Annotated in this window: 12 protein-coding genes and 1 pseudogene; 8 read left to right on the plus strand and 5 right to left on the minus strand. The window is 68.6% G+C overall.

Annotated elements, in window-relative coordinates; translation table 11 throughout:
- Positions 1-42: 42 nt before the first annotated feature.
- Positions 43-663 carry a TetR/AcrR family transcriptional regulator gene (locus HYG95_RS15065; protein WP_067643913.1) on the minus strand — a complete coding sequence of 207 codons (621 nt, stop codon included), beginning with the start codon at positions 661-663 and terminating at the stop codon, positions 43-45.
- A 92-nt stretch (positions 664-755) separates the two neighbouring features.
- On the opposite strand from HYG95_RS15065, the gene HYG95_RS15070 reads away from it, so the two are divergent.
- The 4 genes from HYG95_RS15070 to lon all read left to right on the plus strand — a co-directional run bounded on the left by HYG95_RS15070 (position 756) and on the right by lon (position 5,439).
- Positions 756-1,532 (plus strand): hypothetical protein, encoded by a 777-nt coding sequence (locus tag HYG95_RS15070; RefSeq protein WP_181698569.1) that lies wholly within the window; start codon positions 756-758, stop codon positions 1,530-1,532.
- 29 nt (positions 1,533-1,561) lie between these two features.
- Complete coding sequence (locus HYG95_RS15075) at positions 1,562-1,732, plus strand: DUF2613 domain-containing protein (protein ID WP_084457534.1); 171 nt, start codon at positions 1,562-1,564, stop codon at positions 1,730-1,732.
- The gene (locus HYG95_RS15080; protein ID WP_181698570.1) at positions 1,729-2,790 is read left to right on the plus strand and encodes a DUF3068 domain-containing protein; all 1,062 of its coding nucleotides are present in this window, start codon (positions 1,729-1,731) and stop codon (positions 2,788-2,790) included. Before HYG95_RS15075 ends, HYG95_RS15080 begins: the two co-directional genes overlap by 4 nt.
- Positions 2,791-2,958: 168 nt before the next feature.
- Positions 2,959-5,439: an endopeptidase La gene (gene lon, locus HYG95_RS15085; RefSeq protein ID WP_181698571.1), complete on the plus strand. Its 2,481-nt coding sequence runs from the start codon at positions 2,959-2,961 to the stop codon at positions 5,437-5,439.
- A 176-nt stretch (positions 5,440-5,615) separates the two neighbouring features.
- On the opposite strand, the pseudogene HYG95_RS15090 reads toward lon, so the two are convergent.
- Together HYG95_RS15090 and HYG95_RS15095 are read right to left on the minus strand one after the other, a co-directional pair.
- Positions 5,616-6,044: pseudogene (locus tag HYG95_RS15090) on the minus strand (PaaI family thioesterase); the annotation flags it as partial.
- A gap of 36 nt (positions 6,045-6,080) precedes the next feature.
- A complete protein-coding gene (locus tag HYG95_RS15095; RefSeq protein WP_181698572.1) occupies positions 6,081-6,644 on the minus strand; it encodes a TetR/AcrR family transcriptional regulator in 564 nt (187 codons plus the stop codon).
- Positions 6,645-6,721: 77 nt separating this feature from the next.
- Here HYG95_RS15095 and HYG95_RS15100 point away from each other — a divergent pair, with 77 nt between their 5' ends.
- Positions 6,722-7,795: a DNA polymerase IV gene (locus HYG95_RS15100; RefSeq protein ID WP_181698573.1), complete on the plus strand. Its 1,074-nt coding sequence runs from the start codon at positions 6,722-6,724 to the stop codon at positions 7,793-7,795.
- A gap of 115 nt (positions 7,796-7,910) precedes the next feature.
- The gene (locus HYG95_RS15105; protein WP_181698574.1) at positions 7,911-8,906 is read left to right on the plus strand and encodes an acryloyl-CoA reductase; all 996 of its coding nucleotides are present in this window, start codon (positions 7,911-7,913) and stop codon (positions 8,904-8,906) included.
- A gap of 414 nt (positions 8,907-9,320) precedes the next feature.
- Here HYG95_RS15105 and HYG95_RS15110 read toward each other — a convergent pair whose 3' ends face one another.
- Together HYG95_RS15110 and HYG95_RS15115 are read right to left on the minus strand one after the other, a co-directional pair.
- Complete coding sequence (locus HYG95_RS15110) at positions 9,321-9,587, minus strand: hypothetical protein (RefSeq protein WP_181698575.1); 267 nt, start codon at positions 9,585-9,587, stop codon at positions 9,321-9,323.
- Positions 9,588-9,811: 224 nt separating this feature from the next.
- A complete protein-coding gene (locus HYG95_RS15115) occupies positions 9,812-11,695 on the minus strand; it encodes an ABC transporter ATP-binding protein (protein WP_181698576.1) in 1,884 nt (627 codons plus the stop codon).
- Positions 11,696-12,019: 324 nt separating this feature from the next.
- On the opposite strand from HYG95_RS15115, the gene HYG95_RS15120 reads away from it, so the two are divergent.
- Entirely contained in the window at positions 12,020-14,950 is a 2,931-nt protein-coding gene (locus HYG95_RS15120; RefSeq protein ID WP_370465804.1) for an FAD-binding and (Fe-S)-binding domain-containing protein, read from the plus strand.
- 228 nt (positions 14,951-15,178) lie between these two features.
- On the plus strand, positions 15,179-16,114 hold the full coding sequence (locus tag HYG95_RS15125; RefSeq protein ID WP_181698577.1) for a DNA-3-methyladenine glycosylase 2 family protein: 936 nt from the start codon (positions 15,179-15,181) through the stop codon (positions 16,112-16,114).
- The last annotated feature ends 28 nt before the right edge of the window (positions 16,115-16,142 follow it).

A 16,142-nucleotide genomic window follows, 5' to 3' on the forward strand; every position in this document is an offset into this window, starting at 1 on the left:
CAGGCGCACGTATTTGCCACCCTCTCGTCGGCTGCGCGCGAATCAATCGAAATCGACAAGTGCCAAGGCGGCACCGGTCAGCAGATCCACCAGTTCGCTGACCGGCGGCCGGGACTCGCGCAACAGCCACTCGTGGGCGACTCCCGTCACCGCACCGGTGAGCAGGGCGGTGGTGAGTTCGGCGTCGCCACGCAGGCGCACGCCGATGTCCACCAGCGCCGAACCGATCAGTACCGACCACGCGTGCCTGCGCGAGCGGCGGTGGTTCTCCATCCGGTCGCTCACCCCGACCACCTCGATGAGCGCGACCTGGGCCCGGTACGGGTCCGAGCCGAGCGATTCGAGGTACGCGCGGAAACCGGCGTGCAGCGCGAGCTCGGGGTCGGTGGGCGTGGTGAGTTCGGCGAGCGCGGCGGCGACGGCCGCGGCGGCGTCGTCCTGGATGCGGTCGTAGGCCGCCACCAGCACGTCTTCGCGGGTCTCGAACTCCTCGTAGAACTGCCGCTTGGACAGCCCGGCGGCCGCGCACACCTCGGCAAGCGAGCACGTGGCGTACCCGCGTTCGGCGAAGATTCGCGTCGCTGCTTCCAGGAATCGCTGTCGGCGCTCGGCTTTACGCGCGACGACCGTACGACCCCCATACCGTCTGTCCGCTGTAGTCACCTCTCCAAAGTATCTGAAACTCCGGATAACACAGACATTCCTGTGAATTCCGGGTCGCTCCATTTATCCACCGAACGAAGGACGGCCGACCAGTGCTGAGCACCCGAGGATCGCGGACCGCAGTGTCTGCTTTCGTACTAGCGGCGAGTGCTGTACTCGTGGCGCCCACGCCAACCCTGGCCGCACCGCAGCATGCGGCGCAGCAGAGCGTTCCCGCCATCGCGGAGAACGTGCCCTCCGAGACGCTGGCAGCGCTGGCACCGACGATCGTAGGCGCCATCTCCGGCCCCGGCCTCATCGCCGACGGCGGACAGGCCGCGATCCTGGCCCAGGCGCGCCTGCTGCTGGCAACCCCCGGCATCCCCGCGCAGGTCAAGTCGACCCTCGAGCGGATCATCAAGTTCCTCGACGGCAGCGGCGGTGGTGGCCCCGAACTGCCGCCGTCGGACGGCCCGCGCATCGCGCAGTTCCTGTACCCGACCATCGGCAAGGGCTGCATCGGCCCAACCTCCGACTCGGTCGGCACCGCGCTGGCCGTGCCCGGCCCGGCCGAACTGCCCCCGCCAGGACCCGCCGCGGGCCAGACCGGCTTCGTGTTCACCGCGCTCGGCACCAAAACCCCCACCGCCGAGCAGACCCCACCGATGACCGTGCAGTGGGTCAACATCGACAACCGCCGCACCGGCACCCAGGTGCTCACCAACGCGGCGGGCATCAACCCCGACGGGCCCGCCACCCTGTCGGCCATCGCCGACACCGGCGCGGGCCGGGTCGTCGCGGTCGTCACCGGCTCGCTCACCACCGAAACCGCCGACGGTAACCGGACCTGCTCGTTCGCCCCGACCATCGGGTTCTTCTCCGTCGCCTGAACCGGCACAACGCAATTGGAGTTCGATCTATGAAGTTTGCCGTCCCCGGCCTGATCAGCGGGCTGGCCGGCGCGATCCTCGGGGTGATTGCCGTGTTGGGCATCACCGCTGGCGCGCAACAGAATTCGATTCCCGAGCCGGAGACGACCGGTGACCCGGGTTCGTCGCTGCTCGGCAACGTCACGTACGGCAGCCGATGAGCAACGTGCGCAGGATCATCGCCTGCATCCTCGTCGGTCTCGGTGCGCTGCTGCTCGCGTGCGCCGCCATGATTCCCACCTACACCGTCGGCAAGGTGGCCAAGACGCCACTGGACCTGCGGATCACCACCATCGCCAAGAGCGTTCCCGGCGAGGAAAGCCTCGTGCTCGACGCGAAGTCGCTCACCTCGCCCGAGGGTGCGGCGACGGTGCACACCAATGTGCCGCTCTTCTCGCAGCGCTTCCTGACGGTGGAGGAGCCCTCGGACGCCGACCAGATGACCGTCCAGGCCGGTCAGACGCTGCGTCGCGACGACCTCGATCCCCAAAACGGCCTGCTCACCGCCTCGGTCGACCGCGTAACCATCGACCGTGTCTCCGGCGAGCCGATCGACGCCTCGCCCAACGGCTCGATCGCCGTGGCTCAGGATCCCAAGTCGGGCGCCGAGATCCCCACCGAGTTGCAGCGTCGTGGCCTGCAGTACCGCTTCCCGATCGGCACCGAGAAGAAGTCGTACCCGTACTTCGACCTCAACGCCCGCGCCACCTATGACATCGACTTCGTCGAGGAGTCGGAGATCAAGGGCGTGCCGGTTTACCACTTCCGGCAGACCATCCCGGTGACGAACATGTGGGACGTCGTCAAGCACCCCTCGTATCAGCTCGCCCTGCCCGCCGCCAAGTGGGGCCTCGAGGGCACCGAGCCGGTCACCATGACCCGCTACTACACCAACACCCGCGACGTGTGGGTGGAGCCGAGGACCGGCGCCGTTCTCAAGGGCGGCGAGAGCATCCACATGTTCTACGGCCGCAGCGCGGACAAGGTCGACGTCACCGTGCTGAAGTCGCACCTGGTCTTCGACGAGGAGACCATCGACGCCCAGCTCGCCGTCACCCAGGAGAGCCTCGACAAGCTCGACCTCTTCGGCAAGACCCTGCCGGTGATCCTCGGCATCCTCGGCGCGATCTTCGTGATCGCGGGCATCGTCCTCGGTGTGCTGAGCAGCCGTGGCCGCACGATTGATCCTCCGACCGAAAGGCTCCGGCGCAACCTCTAGAACCCTCGAAACACCATCAACGCACGAACGCCCTCGGCTCCCACCTACCCCTCGGGAGCCGGGGGCGTTCGGCGTTTCGTTCGCCGTGAGTGAACGGTTGCCGGGGTCGGAACAAAGTGCGATCTTCTGTAGTTGAGTCAGCAAAGCTCAACTTTTGGAAGGGTCGATATGACTACAGCTCAGAACCTGCCGGTGCTGTTCCTGACCGATCCGATCGTGCTGCCGGGCATGGTCGTGCCCATCGAACTGGACGAGTCCGCGCAGGCCGCCATCGACGCCGCGCAGGCAGGCAAGACCGGCGCCGTGCTCGTGGCGCCGCGCCTGGACGAGGGCTACGCCTCCTACGGCGTGGTCGCCACCATCGAACAGATCGGCCGGATGCGCGGTGGCGCGCCCGCGGCCGTGCTCAAGGCCGAGCGCCGGGCGCGGATCGGACACGGGGTCACCGGGCCGGGTGCTGCGCTGTGGGTCGAGGCCGAACCCGTCGAGGCGCCAGCGCCCGACGAACGGACCACCGAGCTCGCCGCCGAGTACCGCAAGCTGGTGATCGCCGTTCTGCAGCGCCGCGAGGCCTGGCAGATCATCGATATCGTCAACCAGCTCGACAACCCCGAAACCATTTCCGACACCGCCGGTTACGCGCCGTACCTGTCCAACGAGCAGAAGCGCGAACTGCTGGAGACCCCCGATGTCGCGCAGCGGCTGACCAAGCAGATCGAGTGGATCAAGGCGCATATCGCCGAGGTCGAGGTCACCGAGAAGATCAGCGAAGAAGTGCGCGACGGCATGGAGAAGAGCCAGCGCGAATTCCTGCTTCGCCAGCAGCTCAACGCCATTCGCAAGGAACTCGGCGAGGACGAGCCCGACGGCGCCGACGACTACCGCACCCGCGTGGAGAACGCCGACTTGCCCGAGAACGTGCGCGCCGAGGCGTTGCGCGAGGTCGGCAGGCTCGAACGCGCCAGCGACCAGAGCCCCGAGTCGGGCTGGATCCGCACCTGGCTCGACACCGTCCTCGACCTGCCGTGGACGGTGAAAACCGAAGACAACACCGATGTTTCGGGTGCCCGCGCCATCCTCGACGCCGATCACCACGGGCTCGACGAGGTGAAGGACCGCATGGTCGAGTACCTCGCGGTGCGCTCGCGTCGCGCGTCGCGTGGGCTCGAGGTCGTCGGCGGCCGCGGCTCGGGTGCGGTGATGGTGCTCGTCGGCCCGCCCGGTGTCGGTAAGACCTCGCTCGGCGAGTCGGTCGCGAAGGCCTTGGGCCGCAAGTTCGTTCGCGTCGCCCTCGGCGGCGTGCGCGACGAGGCCGAGATCCGTGGCCACCGCCGTACCTACGTCGGTGCCATGCCGGGCCGCATCGTCCGCGCGGTGAAGGAGGCGGGGTCGATGAATCCCGTTGTCCTGCTGGACGAGATCGACAAGGTCGGTTCCGACTTCCGCGGTGATCCGGCGGCGGCGCTGCTCGAGGTGCTCGACCCCGCGCAGAACCACACCTTCCGCGATCACTACCTGGATCTGGACCTCGACCTGTCCAACGTGCTGTTCATCGCGACCGCCAACGTCATGGACACCATCCCCGGCCCGCTGCTCGACCGCATGGAACTCATCACGGTCGACGGCTACACCGAGGCCGACAAGGTGGCGATCGCGCGCGACTTCCTCGTCCCGAGGCAGCTGGAGCGCAATGCGCTGACGGCGGAAGAGGTCTCGATCACCGAAGAGGCGTTGCGGGAGGTCGCGGCGAACTACACCCGGGAGGCCGGGGTTCGCCAGATGGAGCGTTTGGTCGCGAAAGCCTTGCGCAAGGCGGCAACCCGTCTGGTGACCGGTGATGCGGAGCCGAGTAGTGGAGCGTCCACGGACAAGGCGCAGGTCAGCGCTGCGACGGACGGCGAGGCGACTCTCGGGTACGACCCCGAACTCGGCTACGACAATGTCATCGACATCAGTACCGGTCCGCAGCCGGCGGGCCAGGTGCAGAGCCTGGTGATCGATGTGGACAACTTGACCGACTACCTCGGCCGCCCCCGCTTCACCCCGGACTCGGTGGAACGCACCGCCGTCCCCGGTGTGGCGACGGGCCTCGCGGTGACCGGTGCCGGTGGCGATGTCCTCTACATCGAGGCCAACGCCGCCGAGGGCGAGCGGTCGCTCACCCTCACCGGTCAGCTGGGTGACGTGATGAAGGAGTCGGCGCAGATCGCGCTCACCTACGTGCGTTCGCACCTGGAGGAGATCGGGATCGAGCCGAAGGTGCTCGACCGCAATATCCACATCCACTTCCCGGCGGGCGCGGTCCCCAAGGACGGTCCGTCGGCGGGTGTCACCATGGTCACCGCCCTGGTGTCGCTGGCGCTGGACCGTCAGGTGCGCGCCGATGTGGGGATGACCGGGGAGGTCACCCTCAACGGCCGGGTCCTGCCGATCGGCGGGGTGAAGCAGAAGCTGCTCGCCGCGCAGCGAGCCGGCCTGAAGACGGTCTTCATCCCGGCCCGCAACGAACCGGACCTGGACGAGGTGCCCGCCGAGGTGCTCGAGGCCCTGGACGTGCGCCCCGTCGCCGACGTGGCCGACATCCTGGCCTACGCCATCGAGCCCATCGCCGAACCGGCCGCCGACGGTACGTTCGCCGTCAGCGCCTGATCGAAAAGGGGCCGTGCATTCGTGCGCGGCCCCTTTTTTCGTGCGCCGGGCTACCGGCTGACGGTCGGCGGTAGTTCGGCCATGTCCGCGGTGACGACGGTGAGCTGGTCGGTCTCGTATTCGTCCTCGTCGTCCTCGAATTCGGTGTCCTCGTCCGTTTCGGCCGTGGGGGTCAGGTCCTTCTCGACGCGGCGGGTCGTGCCCTGGGCAACGGCGCAGTGGATCGGTTCCTCGCCCTCGGTCTCGGCGTAGACGTCGCAGTGGGTGACGGCCTGGCGGCGGGTGGCGCCGAGCACCGTGGCGTGCACGCGCAGCCGCTCCCCCTTGGCCGGGCGCAGGTAGGTGATGGTGAAGCCGCCGGTGAGGACGTTGGGGCCGAGTACGGTTCCGGCGGCGAAGGTGAGTGCGTTGTCGGCTGCGTAGGCGAGCACCCCGCCGTGCACGAAGCCGAACTGCTGGCCGTGCTCGGGCTGGATCTCGATCACCAATGTGGCTGCGCCGTCGCCGAATTCGGTCAGTTCGGTACCGACGAGACGAGCGAAGGGTTGCGCGGCGAGTACCTGCCGGGCCAGGTCGAGGTCGAGGGAGGTGGCTTCGGTCGGCATCGGGTGTTCCGTTCTTCGAGTGGCGGTGCTCGGTGACTATTCGGCGCCCTCGACCCGCAGGGTCGCCCAAGCGGCTGCGGCGAGTTCGGGAGCGACATCGGTTGGCGCGGTACGGATATTGCCACCAAGCCATTGGCGGCTGTATTCCTGTGCCGCCCCGAGCCACAGGGCGTAGACGAGGTCGAGTTCGAGGTCGCGCACCGTGCCGTACGCGACATGGGTCCGCCACCAGCGGCGGACCGAGGCGAAGAACTCCAGATTGCGCTCGCTCTCGCGCACACCCGGCGGTCGTGCGGCGGTGAGAACAGTTGCGCGGTACTGGTTTTCCTGCACCCAGCGCAGATGCGCGTGCACGCCCGCGACGACGCCGGTCTCGGCGTCGGCACAGTCGGCGACGGCGTCGTAGAAGTGCTGTTGATAGTCCGTGAGCGCGTTGACCCAGACCTGCCGGTACAGGTCGGCTTTGTCGGGGAAGTGGTGGTAGAGCGCGCCGACGCTGGCTTCGGCGGCGGCGCGGATGTCGTTGAGCGTGGCATCGAGGACACCGTGTTCGGCGAACTGCCGCTCCGCGGCGAGCAGCAACCGATCTCGGATCTTCATAACCAGAATTTAGTTCTGTTTTGCGCCGTGCGCAAGAGGTGGGCGCCGTCGCGGCGGTGATGCGATAGAACGGAACAGTGCCCCAGTGGCTCCTGCATGTCGATCTCGACCAGTTCCAGGCGGCGGTGGAATTCCGGCGTCGCCCCGAGCTGCGCGGACAGCCCGTCATCGTGGGCGGTGAGGGCGACCCAGCCCAACCCCGCAAGGTCGTGACCTGCGCTTCCTATCCGGCCAGGGCCTTCGGCGTGCGCGCGGGGATGCCGCTGAAAGCCGCGCAGCGCAAGTGTCCCGACGGTGTGTTCCTGCCGTTGGACATGGCGACCTACGAGGCCGCCTCCGAGGAGATCATGGCCACGCTCGCCCGGGTGGCCGGTGCGGTGGAGGTGTGGGGCATGGACGAGGCCTTCGTCGCCACCGACGGTGATCCCTGGCAGCTCGCCGCCGAGATCCGGAGTGCTGTCACCGAACTCGGTCTCACCTGCTCCGTCGGCATCGGGGACAACAAACTCACCGCCAAATTGGCCACCGGCTTCGCCAAGTCCACCGGCAAAACGTCTGCCGAACCCGAACACGACGCAGGTGCCGCAGGGGGGATTTTCCAGCTCACCGCCGCGAACTGGACCGAACTCATGGGCCACCGCCCCACCGATGCGCTCTGGGGTGTCGGGGCACGCATCGCCAAACGTCTGGCCGAACTCGATATCGCCACCGTCGCCGATCTGATGGCCGCCGACCGACAGCGCCTCGCCGCCGAATTCGGCCCCAACACCGGCCCGTACCTGTGGGTTCTCGGCCACGGCAAGGGCGACACCGAACTGACCACCGCTCCGCGAATACCGGTGGGCCGCAGCAAGTCCGAGACCTTTCCACGCGACCTCACCGACGCCGAGGAGATCCGCCGCGAGGTCGCCCGCATCGCCACCGAGGTCGCCGAGGAGATGTTCGCCCATCACCGCGTGAGCACCCGCGTCTCGGTCACCGTGCGAACCAAAACGTTCTACACCCGCAGCAAGCAGCGCAAACTCCCCCAGCCGACCACCGACATCGCCACCATCGTCGACACGGCCCTGGCCGTCATCGACCGCTTCGACCTCGATCGCCCCGTCCGCCTCCTCGGCGTCCGCCTCGAACTCCTGCCCCTGGACGAGTGATCACCACGCTCTGGTGGCGGCATCGGCCGGGAGGCTCGCGCCACCGGAGAGTGGTGATCGAATGTCCAGGATTTGATTCGTCGCTGGACGGGTGGATGACTCGTATGCTCGGCTCATGAACTTCTCCGCGATGGTGGCCCGTGAGTCGGATGGTGGGATCGTGCTCGGTCGGGAGGAGGTAGGGGACGATTTCCTCGGCACCGGCGATGTGACGATCAAGATCCACTACTCGAGTGCCAACTACAAAGACCTGCTGGCGATCACGCCGCGCGGTGGGGTCGTCCGCAACTACCCGATCGTCCCCGGCATCGACCTCACCGGCGAGGTGACCGCCTCGGAGTCCGAGGACTTCGCCGTCGGTGACCAGGTGATCGCGCACGGCTACGACCTGGGTGTCTCCCGCAACGGCGGCTTCGCCGAATACACCAGGGTGCCCGCCGAATGGGTGGTGAAAATCGACGGCCTCGACACCCGCGACGCCGCGACCATCGGCACCGCGGGCTTCACCGCCGCGATGAGCGTGCAGGCCCTGCTCGACCACGGCCTCACCCCCGACGACGGCGCGGTGCTCGTCACCGGCGCCACCGGTGGTGTCGGCACCGTCGCCATCGACATCCTGTCCGGCCTGGGCTTCGAGGTGATCGCCTCGACCGGCAAGACCGACGCGGGCGACCTGCTCGCCGAACTCGGCGCCAACGAGGTGATCGGTCGGCTGCCCCTCGATCCTGAGGCCAAGCCGCGTCCGCTGAACAAGGCGAACTGGGCTGCCGCGGTCGACAGCGTCGGCGGCTCCTCGCTGGCGTTCGTCCTCAGCTCCATCGGCTACGGCGGTGCGGTCGCGGCCAGTGGGCTCACCGGCGGGTCCGACCTGCCCGCGACGGTGCTGCCGTTCATTCTGCGCGGGGTGAGTCTGCTGGGTATCGACTCGGTGTTCCTGCCTATCGAGAAGCGTCGTGCGCTGTGGACGGCTCTTGGTAAAGAGCTTCGACCGCAGCATCTTTCATCGCTGGAGTCGTTCGCTCCGATCGTCGAAGTGGGCAATGTCCTGCAGTCGATCAAGGAGGGTACGCACTCCGGTCGCACGGTGATCGGGGTCGCGGGCGAGTTCTGAGGTCGGGGGCCTTTTTAGGACGCGGCACTGCCTCGGTGTTTTGTGCACCACAAAGGTATTGGGCTGTGTTTGTTGGAGCGCTGGCGCGCTCGAGCGCGGCCCCTGAGGGGCCGCGCGAACAGCGCTCGAGACTCGCGCCTGCGGCGCATGCGCTTCGAGCGCTGTTCGCGCGGCCGGGCCGCTACGCCGCTTCGCGGCGGACCCTCCTCGAGGTCGGGTCGTGCGGGGCTGGGAGTGCGGTCATGGCGGACTTAAGTGGTGCCGTGCGGCTGGGAGTGCGGTAGGTCGCGGACTCGAGCGGTGCCACGTGGGCTTGGGGTAGGCGGCCAGCTTGCGTGGTGCCACGTGGGCTGGGGGGTGCGGCAGGTGGCCAGCTTGCGCGGTGCCACGTCGGCTGCGGGGTGCGGCAGGTGGCTAGCTGGTGTGGTGCCAGGTGGACTGGGTGTGCGGTGAGTGGCGGGACTTGAGCAGTGCCGCATCGGCTGCGGGGTGCGGCAGGTGGCCAGCTGGTGTGGTGCCACGTGGGCTGGGGGTGCGGTAGGCGGCCAGGTTGTGCGGTAGGTGGCGGATTTGGGGTGGTGCCACGTGGGCGCGCAGTCGGCCGTCGGCGGGCACGGGAGCGGTGGCCAGGGCGGCGGCACAGGCCGCGGCGAGGAGGGTGCGGAATGCGGGTGTGTTCATCGGTGGGACGAGCCTGCTGACTTCTCGAAGAGCGACCGGGGGCCGGCCCCCGTGACAGAGCTGAGGGCTACTTGCCGGGCGACGGCGTGCCGCCGCTGGCCGAGATGAGCGCCTGCACGAAGGGCAACGCCGCATTGGCGGGTAGTGGGTTCGGTTGGTGCCGGGTGGGCGCGGAGTCCGGTCGGTGGTGGACTCGGGTGGTTTCCGGCCGGGTGGTGCCTGGGTCAGGCGATGGCGGGGGTCATCGGGTCGTCGGCGAACTGGGTGCGGTACAGCTCGGCGTAGCGGCCGTCGGCGTTGAGGAGGTCGGCGTGGGTGCCGCGTTCGATGATGCGGCCGTCTTCCAGGACGAGGATCTGGTCGGCGGCGCGGATGGTCGAGAGGCGGTGGGCGATCACCAGGGCGGTGCGGCCGGTGAGGGCCTCGGTGAGGGCTTCCTGGACGGCGGCTTCGGAGGTGGAGTCCAGGGAGGCGGTTGCCTCGTCGAGGATCACCACGCGGGGCTGCTTGAGCAGTAGGCGGGCGATGGTGAGGCGTTGGCGTTCGCCGCCGGAGAGGCGGTAGCCGCGTTCGCCGACGACGGTGTCGAGGCCGTCGGTGAGCGAGTCGACCAGGTCGCCGAGGCGGGCGCGGTGCAGCGCGTCCCAGAGTTCGTCTTCGGTGGCTTCGGGGCGGGCGAGTAGGAGGTTGGCGCGGATGGTGTCGTGGAACAGGTGGCCGTCCTGGGTGACCAGGCCGACGGCGCGCTGGATCGATTCGGTGGTGAGCTCACGCACGTCGGTGCCGTTGAGCCGGACCGCGCCGGAATCGACATCGTAGAGGCGCGAAACCAGTTGGGCGATGGTCGATTTGCCCGCACCGGAGGAGCCGACGAGCGCGATCAGCTGGCCGGGTTCGGCGCGCAGCGACACATCGTGGAGCACCTCCACCCCGCCGCGTGTGTCGAGCGTCGCGACGTCCTCGAGCGAGGCGAGCGACACCTTGTCGGCCGACGGGTACCCGAAGTGCACGCCGTCCAGTTCCACCGAGACCGGGCCGTCGGGCACCGCGACGGCCCCGGGCGCGTCCTCGATCAGCGGCTTCAGGTCCAGCACCTCGAACACCCGCTCGAAGCTCACCAGCGCCGACATGATCTCGAGCCGGGCACTCGCCAGCGCGGTGAGCGGGGTGTAGAGCCTGGTCAGCAGCAGCGACAGCGCGACGACCGACCCGGCGTCGAGGCTGCCCGCCAGCGCGTACCAACCGCCGAGGCCGTAGACCAGGGCCAGCGCCAGCGCCGATACCAGCGTGAGCGAGGTGACGAACGTGGTCTGCAGCATCGCCGTACGCACCCCGATATCGCGCACCCGGGTGGCCCGGACCGCGAATTCCGCCGACTCCTGCTGCGGCCTGCCGAACAGCTTCACCAGGGTGGCGCCGGGCGCGGAGAACCGCTCGGTCATCTGGGTGCTCATGGCCGCGTTGAGCTGGGCGGCCTCGCGTTGCATCTCCGCGAGCCGATTACCCGCGCGCCGGGCGGGGATGACGAACACCGGGAGCAGCACGAGCGCCAGCAGCGTGATCTGCCAGGAGATGCTGAGCATCACCGCGAGGGTGAGCAGCAGCGTCACCAGATTGGTGATCACGCCGGACAGGGTGTCGCTGAACGCGCGCTGCGCCCCGATCACATCGGAGTTCAGCCGGCTCACCAGCGCACCGGTCCTGGTCCGGGTGAAGAAGGCCACCGGCATCTTCTGCACGTGGTCGAACACGGCGGTCCGCAGATCGAGGATCAGCCCCTCGCCGATCCGCGCCGACAACCACCGGATCACCAGCCCGAGCCCCGCGTCGACGATCGCCAACCCCGCGATGGCGAGCGCCAGAATCACCACCGTGCGCGGCGCCGACCCATTCACGATGTCGTTGACCACCTTGCCCGCCAGCACGGGCGTCGCGACGCCGAGCACGGCGGCGACGACGCTGAGCAGCAGGAACGCCGAAATCCGGCGCCGATGTGCCTGCGCGAACAGCAGGATCCGGCGCGCGGTGGCCATGCTGAACGGCCGCTCCTCCTCCGGCGCGTTCATCCGCCGATACATCTGGCTGTAGGCCACGGACTCGATACTCATGTGTGCTCTCCCTCGGCTCCCCGCCCAGTCAACTCCTGCCCACCGACAGTAGAACCTCAAGTTAGGTTGAGAGCAAGCCGAAATTCGGCACCATACACCTGGACCGGGAGGTGGCAGTAACTGCATGGTGCCGAGTGCAGGGGCCTGTGCGGGGGTGATCCGCTGCCCCTTCTGCAGGCTGACCGGCCGGTCCTTGCTGAGGCTGGCCTCCCCGGTCAGCTGCGGCGGCACGGCCGGAGGTGGTCGACCCGAGTAGTGGAATGGCCCGGCGTGCGTCCGGGTGGGCGCCCGGGCCGAGGCAACTACCGGGAATAGGCTGGACGAGTGACGAATCGCGTGGATGCGGAGCGGGCGGCCGATGCTTTGCGAGCGCGGGTCGGCTGTGTCGTCGATGTGTCCTCGCGCAGGCTGGCGGAGTACTCCTCCGACGCCTCCAACTATCGCGTCCGGCCCACCATGGTCGTGTTCCCGCGCGGCGACGACGATGTGGCGGCGACGCTCGAATTCGCGCGCGAGAACGGCCTGTCCGTGACCCCGCGCGGGGCGGGCACCTCCGTCGCCGGAAACGCGATCGGCCCCGGGATCGTCGTCGACTTCAGTCGCCATATGAATGCCGTGCGTGCGGTCGACGTGGAGTCCGCAACCGCACGGGTCCAACCGGGTCTCGTACTCTCCGACCTCCAAGCCCACCTGCGCCCGCACGGCCTGCGTTTCGGTCCCGATCCCTCCACCCAGGACCGCTGCACCCTCGGCGGCATGATCGGCAACAATGCCTGCGGCCCCCACGCCCTGGCCTGGGGCCGAACCTCCGACACGGTCCGTGAACTGCGCATTCTCGACGGGACGGCCACCGAGCGTCGCTTCGGCACCGACTCTTCCATCTCTGCGCGGTCGAGCGCCGACGGCCGATTGCTCGACACCGGCCACCGAACACCCTTTCCGCCAGGACTTTCCGCGATACCGGGCCTGGCCGAATTCACCCGCGACAACCTCGCGGTGCTGCGGACAGAACTCGGCCGGTTCGACAGGCAGGCGTCGGGATACAGCCTGGAACACCTCTTGCCGGAACGAGGTTCGTCGATAGCGAAGGCCTTCGTCGGCTCGGAAGGAACGTGCGGCTTGCTGCTCGAGGCCGAAGTCGAGCTGGCCCCCCTGCCGGGCGCGACAGTCCTCACCGTGCTCGGCTACTCCGATATCGCCTCGGCCGCAGACGATATCGCGGCCGTCATGCAGTGCGCACCGATCGCGGTGGAGGGAATCGATGCCGGTCTGGTCGACGTCGTGCGCACCCACCGTGGCACGGTCCCCGACCTCCCACGCGGCCGCGGCTGGCTGTTCGTCGAAACCGCCGGCGCCACACCCGCCGAAGCCCTGGCGGTAGCCCGGCAACTCGTCAGGGAAGCTCACGCCGACGACCACCGCATCGTCACGGATGCCGCTGAGACGAAAGCACTCTGGCGTATCCGGGCCGACGGTGCGGGACTCGCCGGCCGCTCCCCCGACGGCAAGCCTGCCTGGCCTGGTTGGGAGGATGCCGCAGTCCCGCCGGTAAATCTCGGGACCTACCTGCGCGAATTCGCCTCGCTCACCGAAGAATACGACGTATCCGGGCTCCTCTACGGCCATCTCGGTGACGGCTGCATCCATGTCCGCCTCGACTTGCCCATCGCCGACGCCCCACAGCGCTTCCGCTCCTTCCTCTTCGACGCGGCGCATCTGGTTGTGCGCCACGGTGGTTCACTGTCCGGCGAACACGGTGACGGACGCGCCAGATCCGAACTGCTCGAGGTCATGTACTCACCGGCCGTACGCACGGCCTTCGCCGGCTTCAAATCCCTGTTCGACCCGGACGACATCCTGAACCCGGGCGTGCTGGTCGCCCCGCGCCCCGTCGATACCGACCTGCGCGTAGCCGGTCTGAGCCCGGTCCGCGCCCATGGCTTCGCCCTCCACAACGACAAGGGTGATTTATCCACAGCTGTGCACAGATGTGTAGGAATCGGCAAGTGCCGAGCCGACACCGGTGCATCGGGTGGCTTCATGTGCCCGTCGTACCTGGCGACGGGCGATGAAAAGGACACCACACGTGGCCGCGCGCGGGTCCTCCAGGAAGTGGTCCGTGGGGAACTGGACTGGCGCGCAAAGGAAGTCGAGGAATCCCTCGACCTGTGCCTGTCGTGCAAAGCCTGTTCCTCGGACTGCCCGGCAGGCGTCGACATGGCCACCTACAGGTCCGAGACGCTCTACCGCCGCTACCGCCGCCGCCTTCGCCCTGTGGATCACTATGTGCTCGGCCAACTCCCGCGCTGGCTCGCCCTGGCTCAACGTGCCCCACGCCTGGTCAACACCCTCGCCGCCGCGACCTTCTTGCGCCGACTCGGAATGCGACTGTCTCGCATAGACACTCGCCGTGAGATGCCGACGCTGGCACCGAAGTCCTTCCGCCGAACATGGTCGGCGCTGGGCGGAAACCAGCGCACCGAGCCACTGTCGCGCGCGTTCTCCCCCTTCGCGCAGCTCGCGATCGGCCGGGAGCCCGGCACTCAGCCGGGTGAGCGCGGCACCGTCATGCTCTGGATCGACACCTTCACCGACACCTTCGACCCCGAAAACGCCCTCGCCGCAACCGAACTCCTCGAACGGCTCGGCTACCGGGTCGTCGTCCCCGCCACCCGGGTCTGCTGCGGTCTCACCTGGATCAGCACCGGCCAGCTCGACGGCGCCCGCGCCCGCCTGCGCGCCACCGTCGACGCGCTCGCCGCGCACGTGGCCGAGGGCGGCAAGGTGGTCGGGCTGGAACCCTCCTGCACCGCCACCCTGCGCGCCGACCTCCCCGAGCTCCTCCCCGACGACCCACGCGCCGCCCGGGTGGCCGCGTCGGTCCGCACGCTCGCCGAATTCCTCCTCGAGCACCCCGACTGGCGCCCGCCCGCCCGGGCCGACACGGTCGTCGTCCAGCCGCACTGTCACCAGCATGCCGTCGGTGGCTTCACCGCCGAACGGACCATCCTCGCGGCGATGGGCGTGACGGTCCGGGAACTGGCCGGTTGCTGCGGGCTCGCCGGAAACTTCGGCATGCAGCACGGCCACTACGATCTCTCCGTAGCGGTCGCGAACAATGCTCTGCTTCCGGCGCTGGAAACGCTGGCACCGGACGCGATCTTCCTGGCCGACGGCTTCTCCTGCCGCACCCAGGCCGCCCAGCTGGCCCGCAGACCCGGCCTGCATCTGGCCAGGTACCTGCTGGAACGGTGAGCAGGCTCAGCTGCCGAAGGGCAGGGTGCCCGGCGGGATCTGATACCCGGAGCTGCCTGCGAAGATATTGCCCCATGCGGCGAGCAGCCAGTTGAGCGCGTCCGTGATCATCCGTTGCCTCCTGTGACGAGGGGATGCCGACTGTTTGCCGACGAGGGTTTCATCGTCGCGAATGCGGTCGGTATTACGAAATGGCGTCGCCGGGGGAGAAGGGCGCACAATGGGTCGGTGCGTGACCAGACCCTGAACCCGGACCTGGCCGGGCTGTCGCGGACGGTCCGGTCGAGCAGGCCCTTCGACGTGGGGCTCACGGTGGCGCCCCTGCGCCGGGGAATGGGCGATCCCTGCCATCGCACCGACCCGGACGGCTCGCACTGGCATGCCTCGCGCCTACCGAGCGGCCCGGTCACCTACCGGCTCACCCAGGACGGTCGTGACGGCGTGCACGCGCGCGCTTGGGGCCCCGGTGCCGAGGAGTTCCTCAGCGGCCTGGACCGCATGCTGTGCCTCGAGGAGAACGTCGAGGATTTCGCCCCCGAGCATCCCAAGCTGGTCGAGGCGCACCGCCGCGTCCCCGGCCTGCGGATGCTGCGCACCGGCCTGGTGCTCGAATCGCTGATCCCGGCGATTCTCGAACAGAAGGTGCACACCAAGTCCTCGTTCGCGGCGTACCGCACGCTGGTGCGCGAGTTCGGCACCAAGGCCCCCGGGCCGGGTGACCTGATGATCGCGCCGGACGCCGACACCTGGCGGCGGATCCCGTCGTGGAAATTCCATCGCGCCAATGTGGGCCCACAGCGCGCGCAGACGATCGTGCGCGCCGCCCGCGTGGCCGACGCCATCGAACGCACCGCCCGCCTCGACCCGCGGGAAGCGGCGACCCGGCTGCGCAGCATCCCGGGCATCGGCGTGTGGACCGTCGCCGAGACCGCACAGCGCGCGTTCGGTGACGCCGACGCCCTCTCCGTCGGCGACTACCACCTGGCCGCCACGGTCGGCTGGAGCCTGCTCGGGCGCCCCATCGACGACGACGCCATGGTCGCCTACCTGGAACCTCTTCGCCCACACCGGTATCGGGCCGTGCGTCTGCTCATGCTCAGCGGCCAGGCCCACAAACCGAAATTCGGCCCACGCACCCCGATCACCGATCACCGCGACCGCTGATCGATCGGTCCCAATTCACTGCACGGAA

The organism is Nocardia sp. GTS18, from assembly GCF_013839555.1.
GTDB lineage: Bacteria > Actinomycetota > Actinomycetes > Mycobacteriales > Mycobacteriaceae > Nocardia > Nocardia rosealba.

Excerpts from the sequence above, each read along its gene's own strand:
- HYG95_RS15105 (WP_181698574.1), top strand. The coding sequence starts at position 7,911 with ATGAACTTCTCCGCGATGGTGGCCCGTGAGTCGGATGGTGGGATCGTG.
- lon (WP_181698571.1), top strand. The coding sequence starts at position 2,959 with ATGACTACAGCTCAGAACCTGCCGGTGCTGTTCCTGACCGATCCGATC.
- HYG95_RS15095 (WP_181698572.1), bottom strand. The coding sequence starts at position 6,644 with ATGAAGATCCGAGATCGGTTGCTGCTCGCCGCGGAGCGGCAGTTCGCC.
- HYG95_RS15110 (WP_181698575.1), bottom strand. The coding sequence starts at position 9,587 with ATGAACACACCCGCATTCCGCACCCTCCTCGCCGCGGCCTGTGCCGCC.
- HYG95_RS15115 (WP_181698576.1), bottom strand. The coding sequence starts at position 11,695 with ATGAGTATCGAGTCCGTGGCCTACAGCCAGATGTATCGGCGGATGAAC.
- HYG95_RS15075 (WP_084457534.1), top strand. The coding sequence starts at position 1,562 with ATGAAGTTTGCCGTCCCCGGCCTGATCAGCGGGCTGGCCGGCGCGATC.
- HYG95_RS15080 (WP_181698570.1), top strand. The coding sequence starts at position 1,729 with ATGAGCAACGTGCGCAGGATCATCGCCTGCATCCTCGTCGGTCTCGGT.